A 21,517-nucleotide genomic window follows, 5' to 3' on the forward strand; every position below is an offset into this window, starting at 1 on the left:
ATGCCAAAGCAGACATTAGCAGAAGATACCATACTAGAAAAACTCAATCAGCAAGCTGATATCCACGGCTTGCTGAAGGTTGCTATCAAACTAATTAATGACAGCGTAAATCAACTAATTCTAAAAGTTTTTCGTAAAGAGCCTCATGCCATCAAGTTTGTCATTCCATCATTAGTGGGCAAAAACGGCCCACTTAATGACACCTCGGTCTGCTTAAAATTACTTTATGCGCTAGGAATTATTACCCGTGAAGATTATGAAGATATTGAATTGTTAATGGCTATTTTTGACGAGCTAGAACAAGACGATAAAAATTATACCTATCTGGATGACGAAATTTTAGGACCTATCAGCTTATTGCATGATATGATACTCCCGCCTAACTGGAATTATCCTCCAAATAACCTTCAAGAAAATGGTATTGTTGATACTTTAAAATCGTCAATGTATCAAAACCGTTATCAACAGATGATCCGCTCGGCATTAATTATCGCCATCACGGACTTAACCTTACGAATTGTGAATAAACAGGAAATTGATTATTTTCCCGAATAGTCTTAGTTATTGATAAACTAAGGTAATATCGCTATTAACTTCTACTAAAAATAATATGGTGGATAATGGATATCCGGAAATTTAAGAAAATACTAAAGAACTTAAAAGCGCACTTTTCAACTTTCTTGCAAAATTTTCAACGTATTTTGCTAATTTGAGGATATTTACCTATCTCTTAAAAGCTAATTTTATCAAAATATATTTGTACATTTTTCCTTCTTGCGGTGATAGCTAGTTACCGTTATTATCTATGACTTATGATTCTCGAGGTTAAAATATAAGTAATAAGATAATAATTTATACCAAATAACAATCATATCAATAATAAATCAAAGATAAGTTTTATGATTTTTACTCATTGCAATAGTGGATTTTAAAATCCCCAAATAACTTTCAAGGAATAATAATGGCTAGAAAAAAAATTCTGATGCTGGTGGCGCGTTATTAATTATATTGTTATGTATTGCCGCAATTTTAATTTTATCGCCTTTAGTAATTATCTTTTATGGTATTTATACTTCATTTAAAATAAATAAATATCAACCAAAACCTAAAAGTATTTCTGACTTTTGGTTAGATCCATCAGAAAAACAACAATTTAAAACTACTCTTCATAATTTACTCATTATTAATAATAAGATAGACGAAGCTCATTTAATGGCTGCAAAACAAAATATATCAATAAATAAGGATGGTTCTTATAGTAAACGGAGCAATAAAGGTAAAGAAATATGCGCTATAATAGATAAATATACACCGATGAAAATTATATCTGAACAAGAAATCATTTCCTTACAACAACAACCTTATCGTTCATGGGAGAGTTACACCGAACTTTTATCCCAGTTAAAAAGCTGCTATATTTCAATGATATCATGGATAATTGGTTTTATTGTTATATGTTACTATTATCAACTTGATTCGTTTATGACATTTAAAAATTACGTAACATTTAATTCATCTCATCACATGATATTCATTATTTCTGGTGTTATATCAATCGTTGTCTTTTTTATTTGCAACATATTGATAAAGCATAGAATTATTATTCCGCCCAAACCTCCTATTGTTAGTATTGAAAACTTAGATGACTATTAACAAACTTTTTATTTTTAGTTGATAGCCAAAGGTTTTAAAATTGCCAGAATGATAGTAATTATCAAGTTTGAATCTATCTATCTCATTTAAAATGGTATGTAATAAAAGCGAGAAAGAAACAAGTAACAGATTAATCTTATCTCACTTATCATTTTAAGTGTTTTAAGATTTAAATTTATAAAGTGAAAATGTCAAATTCGCGATATAACATAAAGTTATCAAAAAATTGATTTAATGATTGTTTGATTTCTTCCTGCAATAAAACTATTTGTCATTTTTTTATATTGTTTATTTTTTATTTGATTACATATTGTTTAAGGTGATCATTTCCCACCATTGCAATTAGTCGGTATAATGCCAGCAATTTTATTGTTAAGTGGATTATGCATGAAAACGCTATTTGCCAGCACATCTCGCGGGCTTGAAGAGTTATTAAAACAAGAGTTAGAAAATATTGGGGCAGTGAATTGTAAAGTAACCCAAGGTGGTGTCTATTACGATGCTGACCCATCAACCATGTACCAATCACTATTGTGGTCTCGTTTAGCTTCTCGGATTTTATTGCCGATTGCTGAGTTTGATATTTATAGCGATTTAGATCTCTATTCATGTGTAATGAATATCAAATGGAGCGATATTTTCGCGGTTGATAACTCATTTATGATTAACTTTGTTGGTGTTAATGACTTTATTCGCAACAGTCAATATGGCGCACTTAAAATCAAAGATGCTATTGTTGATCACTTTATGCGACAAACCAATGAACGCCCAAATGTTGCTAAGCAACATCCTGATGTGCGTTTACATGCTTATCTCAACAAAAATCGCGTCTCATTATCATTAGATTTAAGTGGTGAAAGCCTGCACCAACGTGGCTATCGTCAACAAACAGGCCAAGCACCATTAAAAGAGAACTTAGCTGCAGCAATTATTCGCCGCTCTGGCTGGCAAACAGATGAACCTCTTATCGATCCAATGTGTGGTTCAGGAACCTTACTAATTGAAGCTGCAATGATGGCGTCTAACATTCCACCGGGGCTTCTACGTAAACAGTGGGGATTTTTTGCTTGGCAAGGTTTTAATCCAACACTTTGGAATGAGTTACTCTTCGCGGCCAAGCACAACGTAAAAAAAGCGACAACGCCTTTCATTGGTTATGACAATAGCCCTGCGGTGTTAGAGCGTGCCAAGCAAAATGCTATCCAAGCTGGAGTCGGTGATTTAATTACTTTTGCTGTGCAGGATGTGACTCAATTAACTAATCCATTTGAGCACCAGATACATGGTATGATCATCAGCAATCCGCCTTATGGTGAACGATTAGAAAGTGAACCTGCATTGGTTGCCCTGCACTCTGCACTTGGTCATCAAATTAAGCAACAATTTGCTGGGTGGCGACTATCGCTATTTAGTGGTGCGCCACAACTGTTAGATTGTTTGCAAATGCGAGCTGACAAACAGTTTAAAGCCAAAAATGGCCCTTTAGATTGTGTACAAAAAAATTATACCATTGCTGATCGTCAAGTCGATAAGTCGGTTACGTCACCAAATTTACCCGCAGCCGATTTTGCCAATCGCCTACGTAAAAATTGCCAAAGATTTGCAAAATGGGCAAGCCAAGAACAACTTGAATGTTATCGCCTTTACGATGCAGATTTACCTGAATATAACGTGGCCATCGATCGTTATAAAGACAAAATTGTGATACAAGAATATGCCGCGCCAAAAAATATTGATCCGCAAAAAACGCGACAACGACTATTTGATATTATTAATGCCACTATGTCGGTACTGGAATTAACTGCCGACCAATTGGTACTAAAAACTCGCGAAAAGCAAAAAGGCAAACAACAATATCAAAAACTCGGGCAAAAACAGGATTACTTCTTAGTCCATGAATATCCTATTAATCAGCACAAAACGCAGTTTTGGGTTAATGTGGTCGATTATTTAGATACCGGTTTATTTTTGGATCACCGCTTAGCCAGAAAAATGATCGCTCAAATGAGCGCGGGTAAAGACTTTTTAAATCTATTTGCCTACACAGGTAGCGCAACCGTTTATGCCGGTCTTGGTGGCGCAAAATCAACCACGACCGTTGATATGTCACGCACCTATTTAGAGTGGGCTGATCGTAATTTAAAACAAAATGGCTTAACCGGAAAAAAACACCGATTGATTCAAGCCGACTGCTTGCTCTATTTATCACAGGCAGATGAACAATTTGATTTGATTTTTATCGATCCTCCAACATTTTCCAACTCTAAACGGATGAATTATACCTTTGATGTTCAGCGTGATCATCTTAAATTAATGGATGATTTAAAGCGATTATTGAGACCAAACGGTGTGATTGTCTTCTCAAACAATAAACGAGGCTTCAAAATGGATAGCGACGGTATGCAAAAACTGGGGTTGATATTTCAAGATATCACCGATAAAACCTTATCACTCGATTTTAAACGCAATAAACAGATCCACTGCTGCTTCATCGTTAAACATCAAGCATAAAATACCGCCGAAAGGCGGTAAATTCTTGCATCTTCAATAATAATTGAATCAAATTTATCTTAGCAATTAGCTATCGGTTATTCGGTTTGTTTTTATTTATTTAAATGGTAAAATAGTTAAATAACTAATGAACTATTAAACTGTAAACTCAAATAAGTTAGATACCATATAGCCTAATAGATTAAAAAAACTAAATTAAGGAAATTATTTTGCCCAATATAGCCAAGCAGGAGGTTGACAATATGCAAGAAAGAAAGGTTAATTCATCAGCTATCATTATTTTAACTTCTTTAGGATTTTTCATGTCAATGATCGATTCAATGATAGTTACCACAGCTACTACCGCCATAAGAAATGATTTTCAAATATCGGTAAATTTATTACAGTGGTTGTTGAACATTTATAATATAACCATAGCGGCATTACTACTGGTTGGTGTATCACTGGGCGAAAAAATAGGCAGAAAAAAAGTCTATCTGATTGGTATTGCCATTTTCACTATTGCTTCTATATTTTGTGCTTTATCGACTAGTATTACCTTATTAATTATATCTCGAATGATACAGGCTGTTGGTGCTTGTGTTATGACGCCAATGTCCATGGCAATTCTAACACATTCATTACCCGTTGATATACGTGGAAAAGCTTTAGGAATATGGAGTGGCATTGGTGGTTTGGCACTAATTGTTGGGCCAGTTTTAGGCGGATTTATTGTCGCAACTTTATCATGGCAATGGATATTTTGGATTAATTTGCCTATTGGAATAATAACAATCTATTTTGCTCATAATTTATTACCTGAAAGTAAAGGTAAGGATGATAAGTTGAACTTTACTGATATTCTGCTTATTGCCATCTCTTCTGCCGGGGTAATATGGTCATTATCCACCATAACCACAAATACCACACACGTTATAACGATTATTACCGGATTATCTAGCCTCGCACTAGCTATTTTATTTATTGTTAGGCAAAAAATAAGTTCTACCCCTATGATTCCTTTAAGACTATTTCGCACCAAGGTATTCACTAATGGTAACATTGCGACTTTTTTATTATATGCCTCGATGTTTGGCGTGTTATTCTTTTTGCCACAATTTTTTTTAGTAATAGAAAACGTTAATCCACTAGTGGCGGGATTACAATTATTACCTTGGACAGCAACATTAGTCGTTATCGCACCTTTTGCAGGCAGTGCTGTAGATAGATTTGGCGAAAGGATTATTGCAACATTAGGATTATTCTTACAGGGGATCGGTTATCTATTAATTATTTTTTTATTTAATGCAACTGATTCATATATAGCAATGGCAATACCTTTAATGATCGCTGGTATGGGACTTTCGATGGCAGGACCGGCTCTGCAAAAAGCGGTGTTAAGCGCTGTCGAACCAATATATTTAGGGAAAGCATCTGGAATATACAATATATTTCGCTTATTTGGTGGCGCAATAGGTACCACAATATGCGTAATTGTATTCAATATTTTCGGCGGAACCACTAATTCAACAGCTTTTGCCGAAGGATTTGATGCAGTTATTATTACGTCTGGTCTGATATCATTATTAGGAATAGTTTTTTCAATAAGGTTAACAGCAAGGGATAAAAAATAATATTTGATAAAATCAAAGCGATAAATTCAACAATAAATCAATATTTGAGTATTTTAAAGATTATCAAAAAACCCGGTAACATATTTATCAAATGTTGATTTATTAAGCCATACATATTTTTCCCTAGCACTTTTTCTTACGTTAATTAATTCTGCTTGTTGTAATAACCTAAAATGATAAGTTCCTGAGGGTTTACTAATACCAACTGCTTGACCAATTTCACCACAGATAACCTCTGTTCCTATACTTTTTAAATATTTAATTATTTCTATTCTAACCGGATCAGATAATGCTTTAAAAATAAGCACCATTTTTTCATTTAATTGGTTATCAATTGTACTAATATTCATCATATTTACAGAGTTAATTATAATTAAACATGATTATAACATGTGGTGAATTTATTCACCTAAAAAACTGATACTTCAACTTTTATATGGAACGTTTTTTGTATCACAAAAATAAACTCAATCTATTGGAAATAAAAATGTTTATGTTTTCAATTAAGTTGGATGAGCGTTAGTTACTGGTTTGGTAAAATTAGTAACGACTTAGAAACAGGCCTGATATTTGATAAGCTGAAACAGATCGTTACATTAACACCAAACGATAGGTTAAGGTGAGCATGCAGTCACTACGTTAGCGGAGGAGCAAAATGCGGATAAATTTTCTGGCATAAATTTGATTTTTTCAAGCAAGTTTTAAAAATATAGACAATTGAAACAATTATAAAATTTAATAAATTTACACCGTGAAAAACTAGTTTCGAAAGTTTTTTACTGTAAAAAATACCACTCAACAAAATAAATACGCCACTATTGGGACGATTAGCATAAATATAAATTTTAATAAATTTACACCCGAATAAAAAATATTTCTCAAATTTTTTACGCCATTGAGCTTATTCCTCAAAAATAAACCCGCCCCAGTTGGGGTGGATAATTAACTAGTTGTTACACCGAAAATCGCTTTAACTTGTCACATCGTCAAAGTCATTGCCTTTTCAAAGCAACTATTCCCTAGCGAATTAATTATATTTTAACCTTCTATTCTTCTCTAGCCAGAACTAAGGAATAGGATTTAAGGATAGACACAAAGTCCGCTACCTATGCCGTCAAGGCTATTACCACCAATGTGACCATCATTTGAGCCAACGACAAAAATGCTATCATGCATCGTATCAATCGTCCAATATCCGGCGCCTGGGGGCCCACTGGCATTAAAGTTGGCGCCAGCATAGTTGTACATATAACCCCACTCCGTAAAAAAACCTGCTCCAATGTGGCGTCGATAAAAATCATTAGGTGATGAAGGTGTAGCACCGACTGAACCTTCACAGAGAGGACTCGAATTAACTCCTTGACAGGAAGCGTTAGTTAAATCCTTTACATTAGGTATACGGTATCCAATATTAGCACACCAAGATGATGTGCTAGATAAACTGTAATAAGAAATACCACGGTTGACAAACCATTGCTTTAACTGAAAACCATATTTTACGACTGCATCACCACTACTATTTCGACCAACTAACTCAAATGTCTGAGGTAATGTCGGATTGGGTATACTTCCTAAACTTCTTGGATCATCAGTGCTCCATTGCAAAGGTTTGGCTACAGGCCCCTTCAAAAGAACGCGAACACTTGTACCAGAGTCATTAGATGTCATAATCGCAGTAATATCACCATTAGGTGAAACTGGCTCCCAATTTAGTCGACCAATTCCACCTATATCTAAATAAAAATCCAATCCATCAGCGCCAGTAGTTGGGAAATTTAAACCATATGAAGAAGGCAAAAGTGATTGTGTAAGAAAACCTTTATTAGAATCCCATATAGAAGCAGGGCCAGCATAATCATCCATATTTAAATATAAATTTGGTTTAGCAAAGCAGACAGTAGCTTTTGTTCGAGGATTGATAAAATAAGTAACATTACTGGGACTAAAACTACTACTTTTAGGTAAACCATAAAGAGTAGTTAATGAACCTCCTGTACTCGATAAAACTAATTTATATGGTGCTTTACAAATATCTAATATCTCGCTACGAGCGACAGATTGATTATTTTTATCAAAGATAGTTAAACTTAAATTTCCAGTAATAATTACACCACTTGGATCCCGACCATCACCATCATCATCACCCCAATAATTATATGGTTGACCGATGAGAGCATTTAAACCAATTTCGTTGGTATCAGTTGGTACCATCATATCAATATCTGTAAAACGCTGATAATCCTCAGGCAATTTAATAGGAGTTGATGGGCTTGAATTATTCGTTGTTGGGGTATATTTAGTACCATCTGATAAGCTTATCCAAAGAAGCCCGCCAGTATCAGTCACTCGAGTTTGACCTCCATCAAACGTTAAATATGGCGCATTACCATATATAGGATTTGATGTTTTAGTCGTTAATGCGTGGCTGGTATAAGAAGTTATTAGCAACAAGCTAAACGATAACTTTAAAAAGATCTGCCGAGACAAAAAGGATTGAAGAAAGGATCGCGCAAAATTTCGCGAATTTATGTATAACTTCGATAAAAAATAAATTATGGTGAAAAATAAACGTTGAGAACTTAACTTTGACGAAATTAAATTATAGGTTGGGCAGGTTGCGTGTTGCGTGTTGCGTGTTTAAAATTATAATGCATTTCGACGTTCCTGTCAATTAGACCTTTGATTTATTTTAAATTTAATGTTAATTATTTAGATATTTTCGTTTGCATTAAACGATATGAAAATTATAGTGACTGAAAAAACACGATGCAATATTTTTTTAAGTTTAATTGTTAACTTTCGTAAAGAAAAATAAAAAAGAATATAAAAAATAGATGACTTAATCCTTATTCCAACAGGAAATAACTTCTTTGGTTACGTATCATTAGCTATAGCGTATTGACAAGGTAAATTTTGTTTTAGTGGTTAAAATTAGTGGTTATTATTGAGAACGAGATTTTGATTTTTTAAGCACGTTATTAACAGCAAAAAGTGTATTACTAAAGTTTTTAGCAGTATAGTGTATATCATTTAGATTTAATCAAGTTTTAATAATTTAACCAATTAGTATAATTATAAATTTTAATAAATTGATGCCGACAAAAAGACCTTTTCTCAATTTTTCCCTGACTTTAAGTGGGCAAATATTAACTTAATTGCAATAATTAGCTAGTTCAACAAGGTTTCCATCTGGGTCTCTTAGATAGAGACTTTTGATATTACCTTTAGCACCGTGTCGATCAACGATCCCTTCTACAATTGGATAACCTTTTTTTATAATCTCTTTTTTTACGCTCTCAATATCGTCTTCAACTATTAAACAAAAATCTTGGCTACCATATTCTGGATGTAATGCTGCTGGCTGAAATTCGCCTTTTTTGGCATGAATGTTAATCTTTTGATTACCAAAGACAAAAGCATGGCGCCCGTCGCGTTCGATATGTTTTAATCCTAATATATCTTGCTAAAAGGCAATGCTTTTAGTGAGATCATGACTAGTAATGACAAAATGATCGATATTTTTAATTTTCATCAGTATCTATTCTCTCTATCTAATCTAAAAAAAGTATATATTGAAACTATATTGATTATTTGACTTGCAATAGTTTTATCGATTAAATAATTATCATTAAACTTAATATACAAATTAACAAATTAATCAAACAAGACAAAATTTTTTGAATATTATCTAACGCCATTTTTGATAAAAAAATATCAGTATCAATCCTGATATAAACTCTGAATGATTGTTCAGAACTTTTTTCAGATAATGATACAGAAATGCGACCCACTCTGTTTATTTTCTCGATAGTTAAATCAAAATATTTTTTTATTATCTGACTGTGACAATTTTTCAAAACAATTTCAGTAATACCATCTCTATCAAACTTCATTATTGTAATATTATTACGAATAGGCTCACCCAATTTTACGGGCATACTAAAAAGGGACAAAAAATACTTAAATTTTTTTATTTATTCTATTTATCCATAATGATAGGCTAGAATTGATAATTCACTTTTACCAATTCGTATTTGTTTCATTTATTATAAAAAAGTATCATTTCTTTATCATCAGACTCTCCATAATTCCATGAATACAACGACCATCTGTAATACAAATGTCTACCCTAATCGCATTCGTACCATCATATAACTCTGGATGAAGAAAGTTTGATCCTGATAAATATATCTCAAGAACAAGTTTAAAAATATCATGATGTCCCGGAGATTGTATTTCCTGACCGTCTGTAGGACATTTGTTATCATTACAAAATCCATGTGGAAGAATAATTGAATTAGTTGTAATTTTGATAAATAACGAGTTTTCAAAACTACCAATATTCTAAATAGTAAATGTCGAAATATACTGACGATTAAATACGTCAGCATTTACAAAAAACTAACTAAGATGAATAAACTATAAAAAATATTCCTAAAAATCATACTATTCATTCATCACCATGGATTAAAATTTATGTACAACTAACGTACAACTAACACCGATGTTTTTGCTCCTCGCACCACACCAGAAGCATTTGATCCCAATAAATGGGTAGAGATATTAGGGCGTCTTGAACCGATAATAATCAAATCTGGCTCAATCTCTTCGGTTAAACGCAAAATCTCATCTCTTGGGTTACCAAAAGCAATTGAAAAAGATAAACTATCCCGCGGTAAATCAATTGAATCAATTAGGCTATTTAACCACTGTTCTGTTTGTACTGTCGCCTGATCTTTAAACTCATCAAAACCAAATGAGTAGGCATTTACGATAGCTGATGCTACTGGTAAGGTATGAAAGAAGATAACTTGGGCATTGGATAATTTTGCTAAACACTCAACATGAGGGATCACTTTTTGAGTTAGAGCATCTTCAAGCACATCAATTGGTACTAATATTTTTTTGTACATAACAACTCCTCCACACAATATTAAAATTTGGCTTTATCATTCTAACTGGTAAACACCAATGGTATTGGTTTAGTATGATACTATTTTCACATTAAATCCAATATTAATATCCTAACGCGAATTTAAAAGATTGAAATATTTTTTTGCAAAATCATGACAATAATCAATTATGGCAAATATTATTTCTGACCATGATATCAAATCGACATTAGGACACGCGACGCTATTATAGCGTCGTTGTTCGTTAGGTGAACGTAGACCAATAGATGAAAAATCTCGTTTTCAAGTATCAAACAATGTTAATTTAGTAATTAGCGTATAAAATGGCTCAAAGCTAATCGCAATTGCTCGCTGTTTAAATAACTTCGTTTACATAACTTATTTAACTGATTTGGCAGTTGACGAGGAGGTATCAAACCAGATATTGGTAAGCAATTGATAAAAACTATCGAAAATCATATTGATAATCGCTATACGATTGCATTACTTGCAGCACCACAAACTGTTGATTATTACGCTCATATCGGTTTTAATGCTCATCTTCCCGCATGGATTTTAAGAGAACAGTTAAAATGAGAATTATCCTAGCCTCGACATCACTATCACGTAAAAAAGTACTGGAAAAATTAGCTATTCCTTTTGAATGTGTGCCACCAATTTGTGATGAAACACCCCTTGCAAACGAGAGTGCAAAGCAGTTAGTGGTGCGATTGGCTAATGCTAAAGCGCAGTCATTAGTGGCAAACTATCCTGATAGTTTGATTATTGGCTCCGACCAAGTCGGTGTTTTGGATGGGCAGATTGTTTGTAAACCACATACCATTGAAAACGCCAAGCAACAATTAAAAAACAGCAGTGGCAAAGCGTTTTACTTTTATACGGGAATGACAGTGATTAATACTCGTACCGATCAATCGCAAACAATTTGTGAACCATTTAAGGTCACTTTTCGCCGATTAACTGATGCAGAAATTGAAGCTTATATCGCTAAAGAGATGCCATTACAATGTGCTGGTAGTTTTAAATGTGATGAGTTAGGCATTACGCTGTTTGATAAACTCGAAGGTGACGATATTAATTCGTTAGTCGGATTACCGTTGATAAAATTAAATAAAATCATGATTGATATGGGCTGTAATCCACTATTGTTATAATTACTAAAGATATCATTAGTGCAAACTAATCGATTAATCGACCTGAAGACATTTTTAGCCTTCTTTGGCTATAACTTGCTACATCATTATCATGAGTAACAATTAACAGTGCAGTGCCTTGTTGGTGAATATCGGTTAATAACGCCATAATTTGTGCAGAGCTTTCCTCGTCAAGATCGCTGGTTGGTTCGTCGGCAATCACCAGTTGTGGTTGGCAAATTAGCGCCCGTAAAATAGCAATTCGGCGCATTTCACCGCCCGACATATTGGCTGGATAAGCATCCTTTAAATAACTGATTTGAGCTTTTTCAAGCAGTTGCAACGCATAATTTAAACTTGATTGGTTTTCACGTTTAGTTAGAGAAAACGGTAAGCGAATATTTTCCAGTGCAGTCAAGTTAGGTAATAAACTACTACCTTGTGGAATATATCCAAGGTATTGATTACGAAATGCCGATACCTGTTTATCATCGAGTTCGAATAAATTAGTACCGTTAATGGTAACTTTACCTTGTGTTGGCGTTAATAACCCAGCAATCATATTAAGTAGTGTGGTTTTACCACTGCCTGATTTTCCCATGATACTAATAAAGTCGTTTTGATCCATTGAAAAACTGATATTATTTACTGCCGAGAATTGTTGCGTTGCTCGTTTATAATCTTTACGAAGGTTTTTGACTTCCAATAACATTATTCACCCTCTCTTAATGTTTGATAAGTATCAAATTTAGTCAATGATAATGCCGAATAGATACTTGACAGCGGACCAATAATTAACGTCAGCAAAAATACCAATAATGCATAAATTAAGCCATCTGTTATGGAAATATTTACGCATGGCAAGCCAATTGATTGGCAAATTAATAAGCTAAAGGCATAAATTAAGACACCGGCAATCACAACGCCCACAATACCACCTAAGGCGCTAATGATTAGTGATTCTCGCAGTAACATTTTAACCAAATCACTACGTGAAGCCCCTAAAATACGTAATAAGCTGATTTCGCGTTTACGTTCATTAAGTGAGGAAGAAAATATCACAAAGATCACAATAATCGCCAGCAGCCAAAATATTGCCGATAAGCTGTAAACAATGGTTGAAAAGCCATTAAGCCATTTAGAGATATTACTCAACATGCCTTTAGTCATCACAAAATCAATATTGTAGTCGATGGCATATTTCGGCATCATCTGATTAACAACATCTTTAGGTTGATAATCAGGATCGACTTTAACAAAAATTGATGATACATAGTTAACAAAGTGATCAGTATCGCCCTCAATTAAATTGGCTGCTTTCATCAGTGATTGTGCGGCAGGTATGGTCATAAAAACTGAAGTGTCAAACCCCATCCCTGTGCTATCCATTTTAGCGGCAATTTTAAAGGAATGATTAAAAAACTTAATTTCGTCACCCACATTTGAGGTAATTTTGCTACCCACCACAACCTGTTGGTCGGTCAAGGGTTGGCTTAACTGCGTTTGTAACCAAGGCTTGATTACAAAATCACTTTGTTGATCAAAACCAATTAGTTGTACTTTAGACGTACAACAACCAGCACTCAACGAAGCGATAAACAGTTGGGGGGAGACAGCTTCAACCCCTTTGATTACTTTGATTCTATCAATCAAGTCAGCCTTCAGATAAAAACTACTTGGTTCGCCACGTAATAACGCCACCTCAAGATTTTTTTCATAACCATAAGGCACTACCATAATATCTGCCCCTAAACGATTAGCCATGCCTGAAATCCCTAAGCTTAGGTTTTTCATTAACACACTACCACCAAATAGCGTAGCGGAAAAAAGCATAATAATGATTATCAAACAACAACTACGAAATGGTCGTCGTTGAATGTTTCGCCATGCTAAATTCGCGATAGTTATTTCTTGCATGTTTTATTTCTCGTTATTGTCTAGTGGATGTTAACGCTGGTTAATGCTCTTTACTAAATGCTATTTACAAATAATAGTTACCAACGTTTAGCTTGTTTATTTAAATACCATACATTGATGATAGCAACAATCGCCAAGACCAAGGACAATAAAACCAATGCCGGTCTAGCCCCCATATTGCAACGCATCATTTCGTTACCACATACACCGATTAAAATGGTTGGAATCGCAGCAGCTAGTACTGCGGTGCAAGCTAATGCCATGCTTAACCCCATACGCACAAGTAGTGATCGACTAAATAACATCAGCAAACCAATAGCAATCACTAAACTACCAATACCAATTTCCGCCCTTGATGCCCAAAAGCATTTCATGATTTTGCCCGGCGTACTGTGCATATGGCCATCACCAACCATTGGGGCTGCGTGTATGGCTTCCGCTGGCATTGCAGAGCTAGCCGGCATCGCTTGTATATCTGGCAGTGGGCAGACAGGTAAAATATAGAGCGGAAATAAAATAAGTAGTAAGCCGATTAACATAAACAATACTGATGTAATAATACGATTTTTCATAAATAGAGACCTTTTAATCATTAATTATTGATAATACTTGCTACTTTTCCATGTTCAAGGACCACCGTGGTTTGCGCATGTTTAGATACTTCCGGTGAATGCGTAACTACGATGATTGTGCTTCCTTCTGCGTGAAGCTGATGTAGTAAGTTCATGACCATTGCTTCATTGCTTTCATCTAAATTGCCGGTTGGTTCATCAGCTAAAATCAGTTTTGGATAGTTAATTAATGCTCTAGCGATGCAGACCCGTTGCTGTTCACCACCCGATAATTGGCGCGGTAAGTGTTTAGCCCGTGCGGCGAGCCCCACCCGTTCTAATGCCAGTAGGGCTTCTTTTTCATCCACCATGCTGTGATAATATTGCGCCACCATCACGTTTTCTAATGCAGTTAAATAAGAGACAAGGTGGAACTGTTGGAAGATTAGGCCAATCTTATCACGGCGAATTTCGGTTAATTGTGGTAATGAAAGTTGAGTGATATCTTGTCCATCTAAAATTACCGAACCGAGTGACGGTTTATCCATACAACCGATAATATTCATTAATGTGGTTTTCCCACTACCTGATGGCCCCATGATGGATAACCATTTGCCCTCTTCAACTGTTAGGTTAACTTCTGATAAGGCATGTAATGAGCCATAGATTTTAGATACATTATTCACTTCGAGCATATTCATACTTAACTATCCTATTCACCACGTAAAACTAATGCTGGTTCAACTTCAAGCGCACGTTTTACTGGAATCAAACACGCAATAATGGTTACCACCGCCGAAATAACAATCGTTGTAGGTATCAGATAAAATTCAACTACAATTGAGCGTCCAAAAACATTGGCGCTGATCACTTGAGCAAAAATCAGACCACAAATCACACCGATAACACCACCAATAATACCTAAGATCAGCCCTTCAGCTAAAAACTCTTTGGCAATACTCTTATTGGTTGCGCCGATAGCTTTTTTCAGGCCGATCTCCTTACGCCGTTCCATGACGACAGTCATCATGGTAGTGGCCACACAGATCATCGTCAAAATTAACACCACAAGCGTTACCAAATAAAGTAAAGAGGAGAGTTTACCTAGTACCGACGCTTCAGATTGCGTTACCCATTTTATAAGATGTGGTTCAACTGTGTTGGAGTGTTCTTTAATGGTTTGAATATAGCGCTGTAATTCATCTTGTGTTGCCATAATACTGATTTCAACTACTTCGGCTTGATTGCGCTCTTCAAGTAGTGTTTCAAGATCGTTTAGATCAATAAAGATAAAGTTATCCTCAGCACGGCCGGTTTTGACAATACCGGTAATGGTTAACTCTTCATCAAAGCGAGAATTCTCTTTAGATTTTCCTGAAATCGGCATCGTACTACCAATGCTAAGTTTAGCAAATTGGGCGATATCGGTGCCGATCATAATTTCATTTGGATTTTTGGGTAGTTCGCCTTCTATTTTCCAATACGGGCTAGTTTTGCTAACCTGATCAAACTGCGTACCAACAATAGTATACGGTTGTTGATTACTGCGGATGGAATCATAACGAAACGGTGTCACGCCTAATACTTTATCTGACGGTAACAGATCAACGGCTTTTTTCACTTCAGTCATTGGCATAGTGGATTGATTATTGGCCGGCATCAACAATAAGTTAGCACCATAAGAGCGAAACTCTTGCCCCATTTGTCTTGGAATATCATAGCAAAGGGTTACCATACCTAGTAGCACCGTTGCCCCAATAGCGACACCGAGTAAAGCAATAGCAATTCGAGAACGACGGCGAATTAGCGAGCTAAATAGTGTTTTTAAAATAAAGCGTTGGTTTTTATTCATCATCTGTTAGCCTCACTTACCGACCATGTAACACATCGGTTGGGCGTAAAAACATCATAATACGCAATGCAGGCATGCTACCTAACAATGTAATCAGACTTACCATAATTAATACCAATGGGACAATAATCATCTTAGGCTCAACGAATGAACCAAATACGGTTTGGCCAATAATTTGCGCAAAGCCAAGACCGATAAAATAACCGACTATTCCCCCCAATAACGCGATGATTAGTATTTCGGTAAGAATCAACATCGCCACCGAGGTATTGGTGGCGCCTAATGCTTTTAATAACCCGATTTCAGTACTGCGTTCAATCACATTGGCGGTCACTAGGTTAGATATTGCGAGTGCCGAACAGATTAATGATAAGATGGTTAACAATAACATTAATAGTTGAGTTTTTTGTAAGATAGATCCTTCAGATTCGGCTACTTGCATTATCGCTTTTACCCGAACATCTGGCATTAACTCCTCTAACTGATAGGCAATCGAACTGATATAAGCGGTGCAGTACCAAGTATCCCATTCGGTTCGTGATAAGCTATTAGGATCTTGCGCCGCCTTTCGGGCTAAATCATTTTCTGGCGTGGTGAGTGCACTCACTTCCACCCGTTCAACCAAACCGACTTTGTTTGCCAAGTTTTGCGCAACTGGCAATGAAACATAAAGCTCGTTATCTTCAACCCCACCACTATGGAAGATATTATTCACTGTTAGGGTGATTTTTTGGGTGGATGATGTTAACTCAATACTATCACCCAATTTGAGATTCAATTGCTTGGCAATAGCCTCACCTACCATTACACCTTGCAAATTATCATCTTTCATGGTGTTGCCTTCAATTGACCACCACGACTTCATAGCTAACATTCCGGTATCCACTTCGTCACCAGTGGGAATTGTCAAATGTTTATTAAACCAAGTTCCAACTAGTGTGACTGGTTTACCATTAACCATAACTTGGGTTGTTAAATAAGGGGCGAAATCAACGATGTTATACGCCCAAAAGATCATTTTAATCTTCACTAAATCATCTTGTTTAATATATTGAATCGCATCTTGTTTGTCATCTAGTTGATATAACTCATTCACCAACGCCGCACCTTTTGGCACAATGTTTAAGTTAGCGCCATAAGCTTTTAATTCTTGATTAACTTTATCACCGACATCAAACATGACATTTAACATGGCAGTCGCTAGTGAAACACCCAAAGCAACAGTTAAGGCAATTAAAAATAGCTTCTTTTTTTGACGAACTAACACACTAAGTAACATTCTACGAAACATATTTTCTTCCTTTTTTCACTGTTACTTAAAACGACTCTTTTCCGCTTCAAGATGAGCTGGCCGAATAATCATATTACCATTTAAAATTTCATATTTAAGTGGCACCGGATTACAACCGCCGGAAAAACCTATCGTCGCAATATTCATCACTACATCACACAAAATACAGACAACCTGATTACCGCGTTGATAATAACCACTTGCACCACAAATATCACAAGCATCAAAACCGACACCGTAAGCATTTTCACTTTTCTTAATCACAATAAATCGAACTAATGTGCCATCAGTCGCTTGATAACCATAACGGTGTAAATTGCCATCATTGACTCTATCTAACGGAATCACAATCAAACCATCGGCATTTGGTGTCACAGGTTCAGCCGGAGTTAATTCCACCCCTTTTTCAAAAATATAACGTGCGCGAGTAACGGTATAAGCAGTTATGGCAATGCCAGCCATTAATAATAATGAGGTACGACGATCACCACGTAACCTTGCTTTTAATTTACGTACTTGGGCTGGATTACTACCAACTAACGAGGTAGTTTTGGATTTGGTATACAACAAAATACTTAGTAATAACACCAAAGCCATAAAAATAAAGGTAAACAAATTGACATGCGCTAAAATAAAAATCACTAATTCCATCATCCATTTTTGTGGCGAGATAAATCGTCTCACAATCAGGATTTGAAGCAAATTAACAGCGTTTTGCGCAGTGAAGATAATAATTGCCAATGTAGTAATGGCAGTAACGAATCGAGTTGAAAATCGAGCACAAAGGCGATAGACAAACAACCCAATCAAAACACAAACTACTAAAGCAAAACCATAACCCACCCATTTAAACAGATAGTCATTATTGAATATGGATTCCATGCCAACATCAAATTCAAATGGATAGAGTAAAATATTCGGTAGGCACTGTGCGGTGATAAGACCAGTGGCAATTACCAGTAATAATGAATTAAGAAATAATGATTTTTTAAACGATAAACAGATAAGCAATGGAATGGCAATGATGCACCAACCAATAATCACACCAAGATCATAAAATTCACGAACAGCAAAACCCGTATTTCGTTTTAATATTGCATAAACCAGTGCGGCTATCATCCCCAATACACAACCAGTTACAAGATATTTTTTACTTGATTGAACAAATGCCGCACTAACTAATGCAAACATAATTACTGGTACAAAAGTGTTATCGGTAATATTGATAAGATATTGGAGCATAATGATTGCCTAACGATTACAACGTATATTGGCGAGCTTTTACACTCGCCTTAAGTACAAAATTATTTAATGATTAAATTAATAATTACCATGCACGCGGGATAAAGTCAAAGTCCCAAGAAACTTCGATTGGTTTAGACCAGAAACGACCTTCAACCCCAGTTTCTTTATCTACATGTAATAAATAACCTTGTTTTTCAGGGTTTTCAATAGTAAAGGTGACTTTATATTTACCAGCTCCATCTAATTTAATATTGTTACCATAGTGAGGACCGTCAGATGCATTCATTGGCATAAATGTACCTTCAATAGCTTTATCACTGCCTTCTTTTTGGATTTTATATTTTACAGTTAAGTAAGGTACAAAATCACCAGCACCAAAACCTAATTTATTACCTTCAGCAGCTGAAATATCAGCTTCGATATGCATATCAGATTTAGACGCAGGTAAGCCACCCATACCGGCAGGTTCCATATCAACAGGTTGGAAGTAAACCGCACCGATATGTAAAGGACCAACTGTTACTTCATCACCGATTGGGAACTCTTCAAAACCTTTTTCTTCTCCTGGTGCCGGTGCAGCAGCATAGGCCATAGATGAAAGTGCAAGTATTGATGAAATACCCGCAGAGATTAATAATTTTTTCATTGAAACTCCTTAATTTTATTTTAACAAATAGTTTTATATTTCAATAATTAATCAATAAAATAATGATCAATTAATCACAATTACTACCAAATTTTTAATTACAGTTTGATTTAAGAACGAATCATTTAATGTAATCAATTTAAATTATCTGTTGTATTTTTAATAGTATGTCTTCGGTAATAGATAACTGACAAAATCACCACCACGACCATAAACAATTGTGGAATTAATGTTTCTAAAGTTGGATATATACCTAGAATTTCCACTGAATGAACAAAATCGACCGGTGTAACAGGAATGATATCCGCTTCTTGTAACTCTTTTACACCGCCACCGGCAAAAGCGATCGCCATTAGATACATTAATGCACTGGTACAAATAAAGAACGGTCTGAGTGGTAATTTAACCGTACCAAAACGGATAATCACAAAGACAAAGGCTAAAACAATTGTACCGACACCCAAGCCATACCAAACCATATCCATATGCTCTTTCGCGTCGGCTAGCATAGCTTGATAGAAGATAATGGTTTCCGCACCTTCACGAAATACCGCTAAAAAGGCTGCAAATCCTAAAGCAAAACTACTACCAGTTGAAACCGCGCTTTGCACCTTACCTTCTACATAATTCTTCCAAGCCTCGGATTCCGACTTAGACAACATCCAATTACTAATAAAAAATAGCACCACGGTAGCCAATAACATGGCTCCGCCTTCCATAATTTCTTGATTAGCTCCACTTAACCCCACCACAGTATGTAACGCAATCGCCGCTAAAACACTAGCAAACACTGCAAACAAACTGCTTAGATAAACCACTTTAAGCATCGGTTTATTATTGGAACGCACAAGATAAGCAGAGATAGCTGCAATAACGAGTATCGCTTCCAATCCTTCACGGAAAATAATGATAAACGATGCTAAAAAGACACTCCAACCACTCTCTTTTTTACCATCTAATTCGTTGGCATCTTCATGTAGCATTTTTAAAATAACGTCAATTTCGGCACGTACTGTCTTATTCGGTGAGTTTTGCGTCATTAAACGTTTTATTTTTGCGAATTGATATTCGGTGTCTGTACCACGTTTACCTGAAATATATGACATTACTGCTCGCTCAACACCATGTTTTTCATAAAACCCGAAGTAGGCATTGTTCACGCGGGCTTTAGCACCCTCGATGTCTTTCATAAAATAGATATTGTAGGCATCATTAAGTATGATATCCATTTCATCAATAATTGCATTCCAACTTTCATATTTTTTTTCGGTCGCATAAGAAGGGGAACTAAAAATCGCTAAACTTGCAATTAGAAGTACAACTAAAGTTAGATACTTTTTCACTTACTGCTCCTCTATTTTCCTAACAACATTATTCCTATTGGTTTGCTGTTTTCTGGCAATTGCAATGATTGATTAATAAACTCAGGATTGATTGAATGGATATAACGTGTGCTAAGTTTTAATGCGGCTGCCGATAAATAAACATTTTGACTCATTGCACCAACAGCAATTTGGCTAAAATCATTGGCTTGTTGCGCATCATAATCTTTAAGACTATCGCCATCAGAGACAAAAATTAAAATATAAGGAGCACGCTTAGTAAAGTTTTGCTTACCAACTTCACCTCGAATATCTTGCTTATTGATTTCACGAAGATAATGACCTTCCCATTCATATACAAAGCTCCCCTTATCACTGGCAACATACAGGCGGACATAAGGTGGCTTACCGCTTGCCATCGGCACAGTCCAACCGTTTTTACCACGATTTAAGCCACTGGCCGCCCAAAGTACGTTTGAAAGTTCATCGTCTGATAGCATACCAGTTGGGAATCCGCCACCCGGCGTTGAAGTGCGTTTTTTAAGACTATCAAATAAACCCATACCCTCTTTTTTTTGTGGTGTAGGTAAAGTGACATCTGCATAACAATAGGAAACACAGGATATTAGCAAAAAAACGGCAAATCTACGTAACAACATAGCCAAAACCTTTCATCATTACAAAAATATTTGTTGCTATCTTATTGCTAATGCTTTCAATTATCAATAACAAACAATAATTATTATCATTAATGTTATAGCAAATAATCAAATCCTCACCTTAATATTTCCTTAACTAAAATAAATCAATTTATGGACACTTTGCATCAGTCCAATTTTTATTTTTCGGCTTAAAAAGTATATACTGATG

Annotated in this window: 19 protein-coding genes and 1 pseudogene; 6 read left to right on the forward strand and 14 right to left on the reverse strand. The window is 35.4% G+C overall.

What is annotated here, in order from left to right; all coding sequences use genetic code 11:
* The 4 genes from DKK79_RS10240 (at position 1) to DKK79_RS10255 (ending at position 5,777) form a co-directional block, all read left to right on the forward strand.
* Positions 1–555 carry an MltR family transcriptional regulator gene (locus tag DKK79_RS10240; protein ID WP_110423977.1) on the forward strand — a complete coding sequence of 185 codons (555 nt, stop codon included), beginning with the start codon at positions 1–3 and terminating at the stop codon, positions 553–555.
* A gap of 453 nt (positions 556–1,008) precedes the next feature.
* Positions 1,009–1,653, forward strand: coding sequence for a hypothetical protein (locus tag DKK79_RS10245; protein WP_110423978.1), 645 nt, complete (start codon positions 1,009–1,011; stop codon positions 1,651–1,653).
* A gap of 387 nt (positions 1,654–2,040) precedes the next feature.
* The gene (gene rlmKL, locus DKK79_RS10250; protein WP_110424076.1) at positions 2,041–4,164 is read left to right on the forward strand and encodes a bifunctional 23S rRNA (guanine(2069)-N(7))-methyltransferase RlmK/23S rRNA (guanine(2445)-N(2))-methyltransferase RlmL; all 2,124 of its coding nucleotides are present in this window, start codon (positions 2,041–2,043) and stop codon (positions 4,162–4,164) included.
* Between the two features lie 242 nt (positions 4,165–4,406).
* Positions 4,407–5,777: an MFS transporter gene (locus tag DKK79_RS10255; protein WP_110423979.1), complete on the forward strand. Its 1,371-nt coding sequence runs from the start codon at positions 4,407–4,409 to the stop codon at positions 5,775–5,777.
* Between the two features lie 53 nt (positions 5,778–5,830).
* Here the strand turns inward: DKK79_RS10255 and DKK79_RS10260 are convergent, their stop codons facing one another.
* From DKK79_RS10260 to DKK79_RS10280, 4 genes and pseudogenes are all read right to left on the reverse strand, one after another.
* On the reverse strand, positions 5,831–6,127 hold the full coding sequence (locus tag DKK79_RS10260) for an ArsR/SmtB family transcription factor (RefSeq protein ID WP_220019188.1): 297 nt from the start codon (positions 6,125–6,127) through the stop codon (positions 5,831–5,833).
* 730 nt (positions 6,128–6,857) lie between these two features.
* On the reverse strand, positions 6,858–8,228 hold the full coding sequence (locus DKK79_RS10265; protein ID WP_110423981.1) for a hypothetical protein: 1,371 nt from the start codon (positions 8,226–8,228) through the stop codon (positions 6,858–6,860).
* A 700-nt stretch (positions 8,229–8,928) separates the two neighbouring features.
* A pseudogene (locus tag DKK79_RS14950) lies at positions 8,929–9,309 on the reverse strand (VOC family protein).
* 952 nt (positions 9,310–10,261) lie between these two features.
* Positions 10,262–10,690: a universal stress protein gene (locus tag DKK79_RS10280; protein ID WP_110423983.1), complete on the reverse strand. Its 429-nt coding sequence runs from the start codon at positions 10,688–10,690 to the stop codon at positions 10,262–10,264.
* A gap of 435 nt (positions 10,691–11,125) precedes the next feature.
* Between DKK79_RS10280 and DKK79_RS14525 the strand changes: the two genes are divergently transcribed.
* The gene (locus tag DKK79_RS14525) at positions 11,126–11,266 is read left to right on the forward strand and encodes a hypothetical protein (RefSeq protein ID WP_181415293.1); all 141 of its coding nucleotides are present in this window, start codon (positions 11,126–11,128) and stop codon (positions 11,264–11,266) included.
* Positions 11,263–11,844, forward strand: a complete 582-nt coding sequence (locus DKK79_RS10285; RefSeq protein ID WP_110423984.1) for a Maf family protein — start codon at positions 11,263–11,265, stop codon at positions 11,842–11,844. The genes DKK79_RS14525 and DKK79_RS10285 overlap by 4 nt, the downstream gene beginning before the upstream one ends.
* A gap of 25 nt (positions 11,845–11,869) precedes the next feature.
* On the opposite strand, the gene DKK79_RS10290 is transcribed toward DKK79_RS10285, so the two are convergent.
* From DKK79_RS10290 to DKK79_RS10335, 10 genes are all read right to left on the reverse strand, one after another.
* The gene (locus DKK79_RS10290) at positions 11,870–12,535 is read right to left on the reverse strand and encodes an ABC transporter ATP-binding protein (protein ID WP_110423985.1); all 666 of its coding nucleotides are present in this window, start codon (positions 12,533–12,535) and stop codon (positions 11,870–11,872) included.
* A complete protein-coding gene (locus DKK79_RS10295; RefSeq protein WP_110423986.1) occupies positions 12,535–13,740 on the reverse strand; it encodes an ABC transporter permease in 1,206 nt (401 codons plus the stop codon). Before DKK79_RS10295 ends, DKK79_RS10290 begins: the two co-directional genes overlap by 1 nt.
* A gap of 77 nt (positions 13,741–13,817) precedes the next feature.
* A complete protein-coding gene (locus DKK79_RS10300; protein WP_181415294.1) occupies positions 13,818–14,312 on the reverse strand; it encodes a DUF4418 family protein in 495 nt (164 codons plus the stop codon).
* Positions 14,313–14,332: 20 nt separating this feature from the next.
* Positions 14,333–14,992: an ABC transporter ATP-binding protein gene (locus DKK79_RS10305; RefSeq protein WP_034883879.1), complete on the reverse strand. Its 660-nt coding sequence runs from the start codon at positions 14,990–14,992 to the stop codon at positions 14,333–14,335.
* A gap of 11 nt (positions 14,993–15,003) precedes the next feature.
* On the reverse strand, positions 15,004–16,146 hold the full coding sequence (locus DKK79_RS10310) for an ABC transporter permease (protein ID WP_220019189.1): 1,143 nt from the start codon (positions 16,144–16,146) through the stop codon (positions 15,004–15,006).
* A 13-nt stretch (positions 16,147–16,159) separates the two neighbouring features.
* Positions 16,160–17,434: an ABC transporter permease gene (locus tag DKK79_RS10315; protein ID WP_110423988.1), complete on the reverse strand. Its 1,275-nt coding sequence runs from the start codon at positions 17,432–17,434 to the stop codon at positions 16,160–16,162.
* A 21-nt stretch (positions 17,435–17,455) separates the two neighbouring features.
* On the reverse strand, positions 17,456–18,676 hold the full coding sequence (locus DKK79_RS10320; protein WP_110423989.1) for a Fe-S-containing protein: 1,221 nt from the start codon (positions 18,674–18,676) through the stop codon (positions 17,456–17,458).
* A gap of 85 nt (positions 18,677–18,761) precedes the next feature.
* A complete protein-coding gene (locus DKK79_RS10325; protein ID WP_034883882.1) occupies positions 18,762–19,325 on the reverse strand; it encodes an iron transporter in 564 nt (187 codons plus the stop codon).
* Positions 19,326–19,459: 134 nt separating this feature from the next.
* Positions 19,460–20,668, reverse strand: a complete 1,209-nt coding sequence (locus tag DKK79_RS10330) for an FTR1 family iron permease (RefSeq protein WP_034883884.1) — start codon at positions 20,666–20,668, stop codon at positions 19,460–19,462.
* A gap of 11 nt (positions 20,669–20,679) precedes the next feature.
* On the reverse strand, positions 20,680–21,306 hold the full coding sequence (locus DKK79_RS10335; protein ID WP_110423990.1) for a nitroreductase family protein: 627 nt from the start codon (positions 21,304–21,306) through the stop codon (positions 20,680–20,682).
* Positions 21,307–21,517 lie beyond the last annotated feature (211 nt).

Origin of the sequence: Gilliamella apicola (genome assembly GCF_003202915.1) — a bacterium.
In the GTDB taxonomy this organism is placed as follows: domain Bacteria; phylum Pseudomonadota; class Gammaproteobacteria; order Enterobacterales; family Orbaceae; genus Gilliamella; species Gilliamella apicola_Q.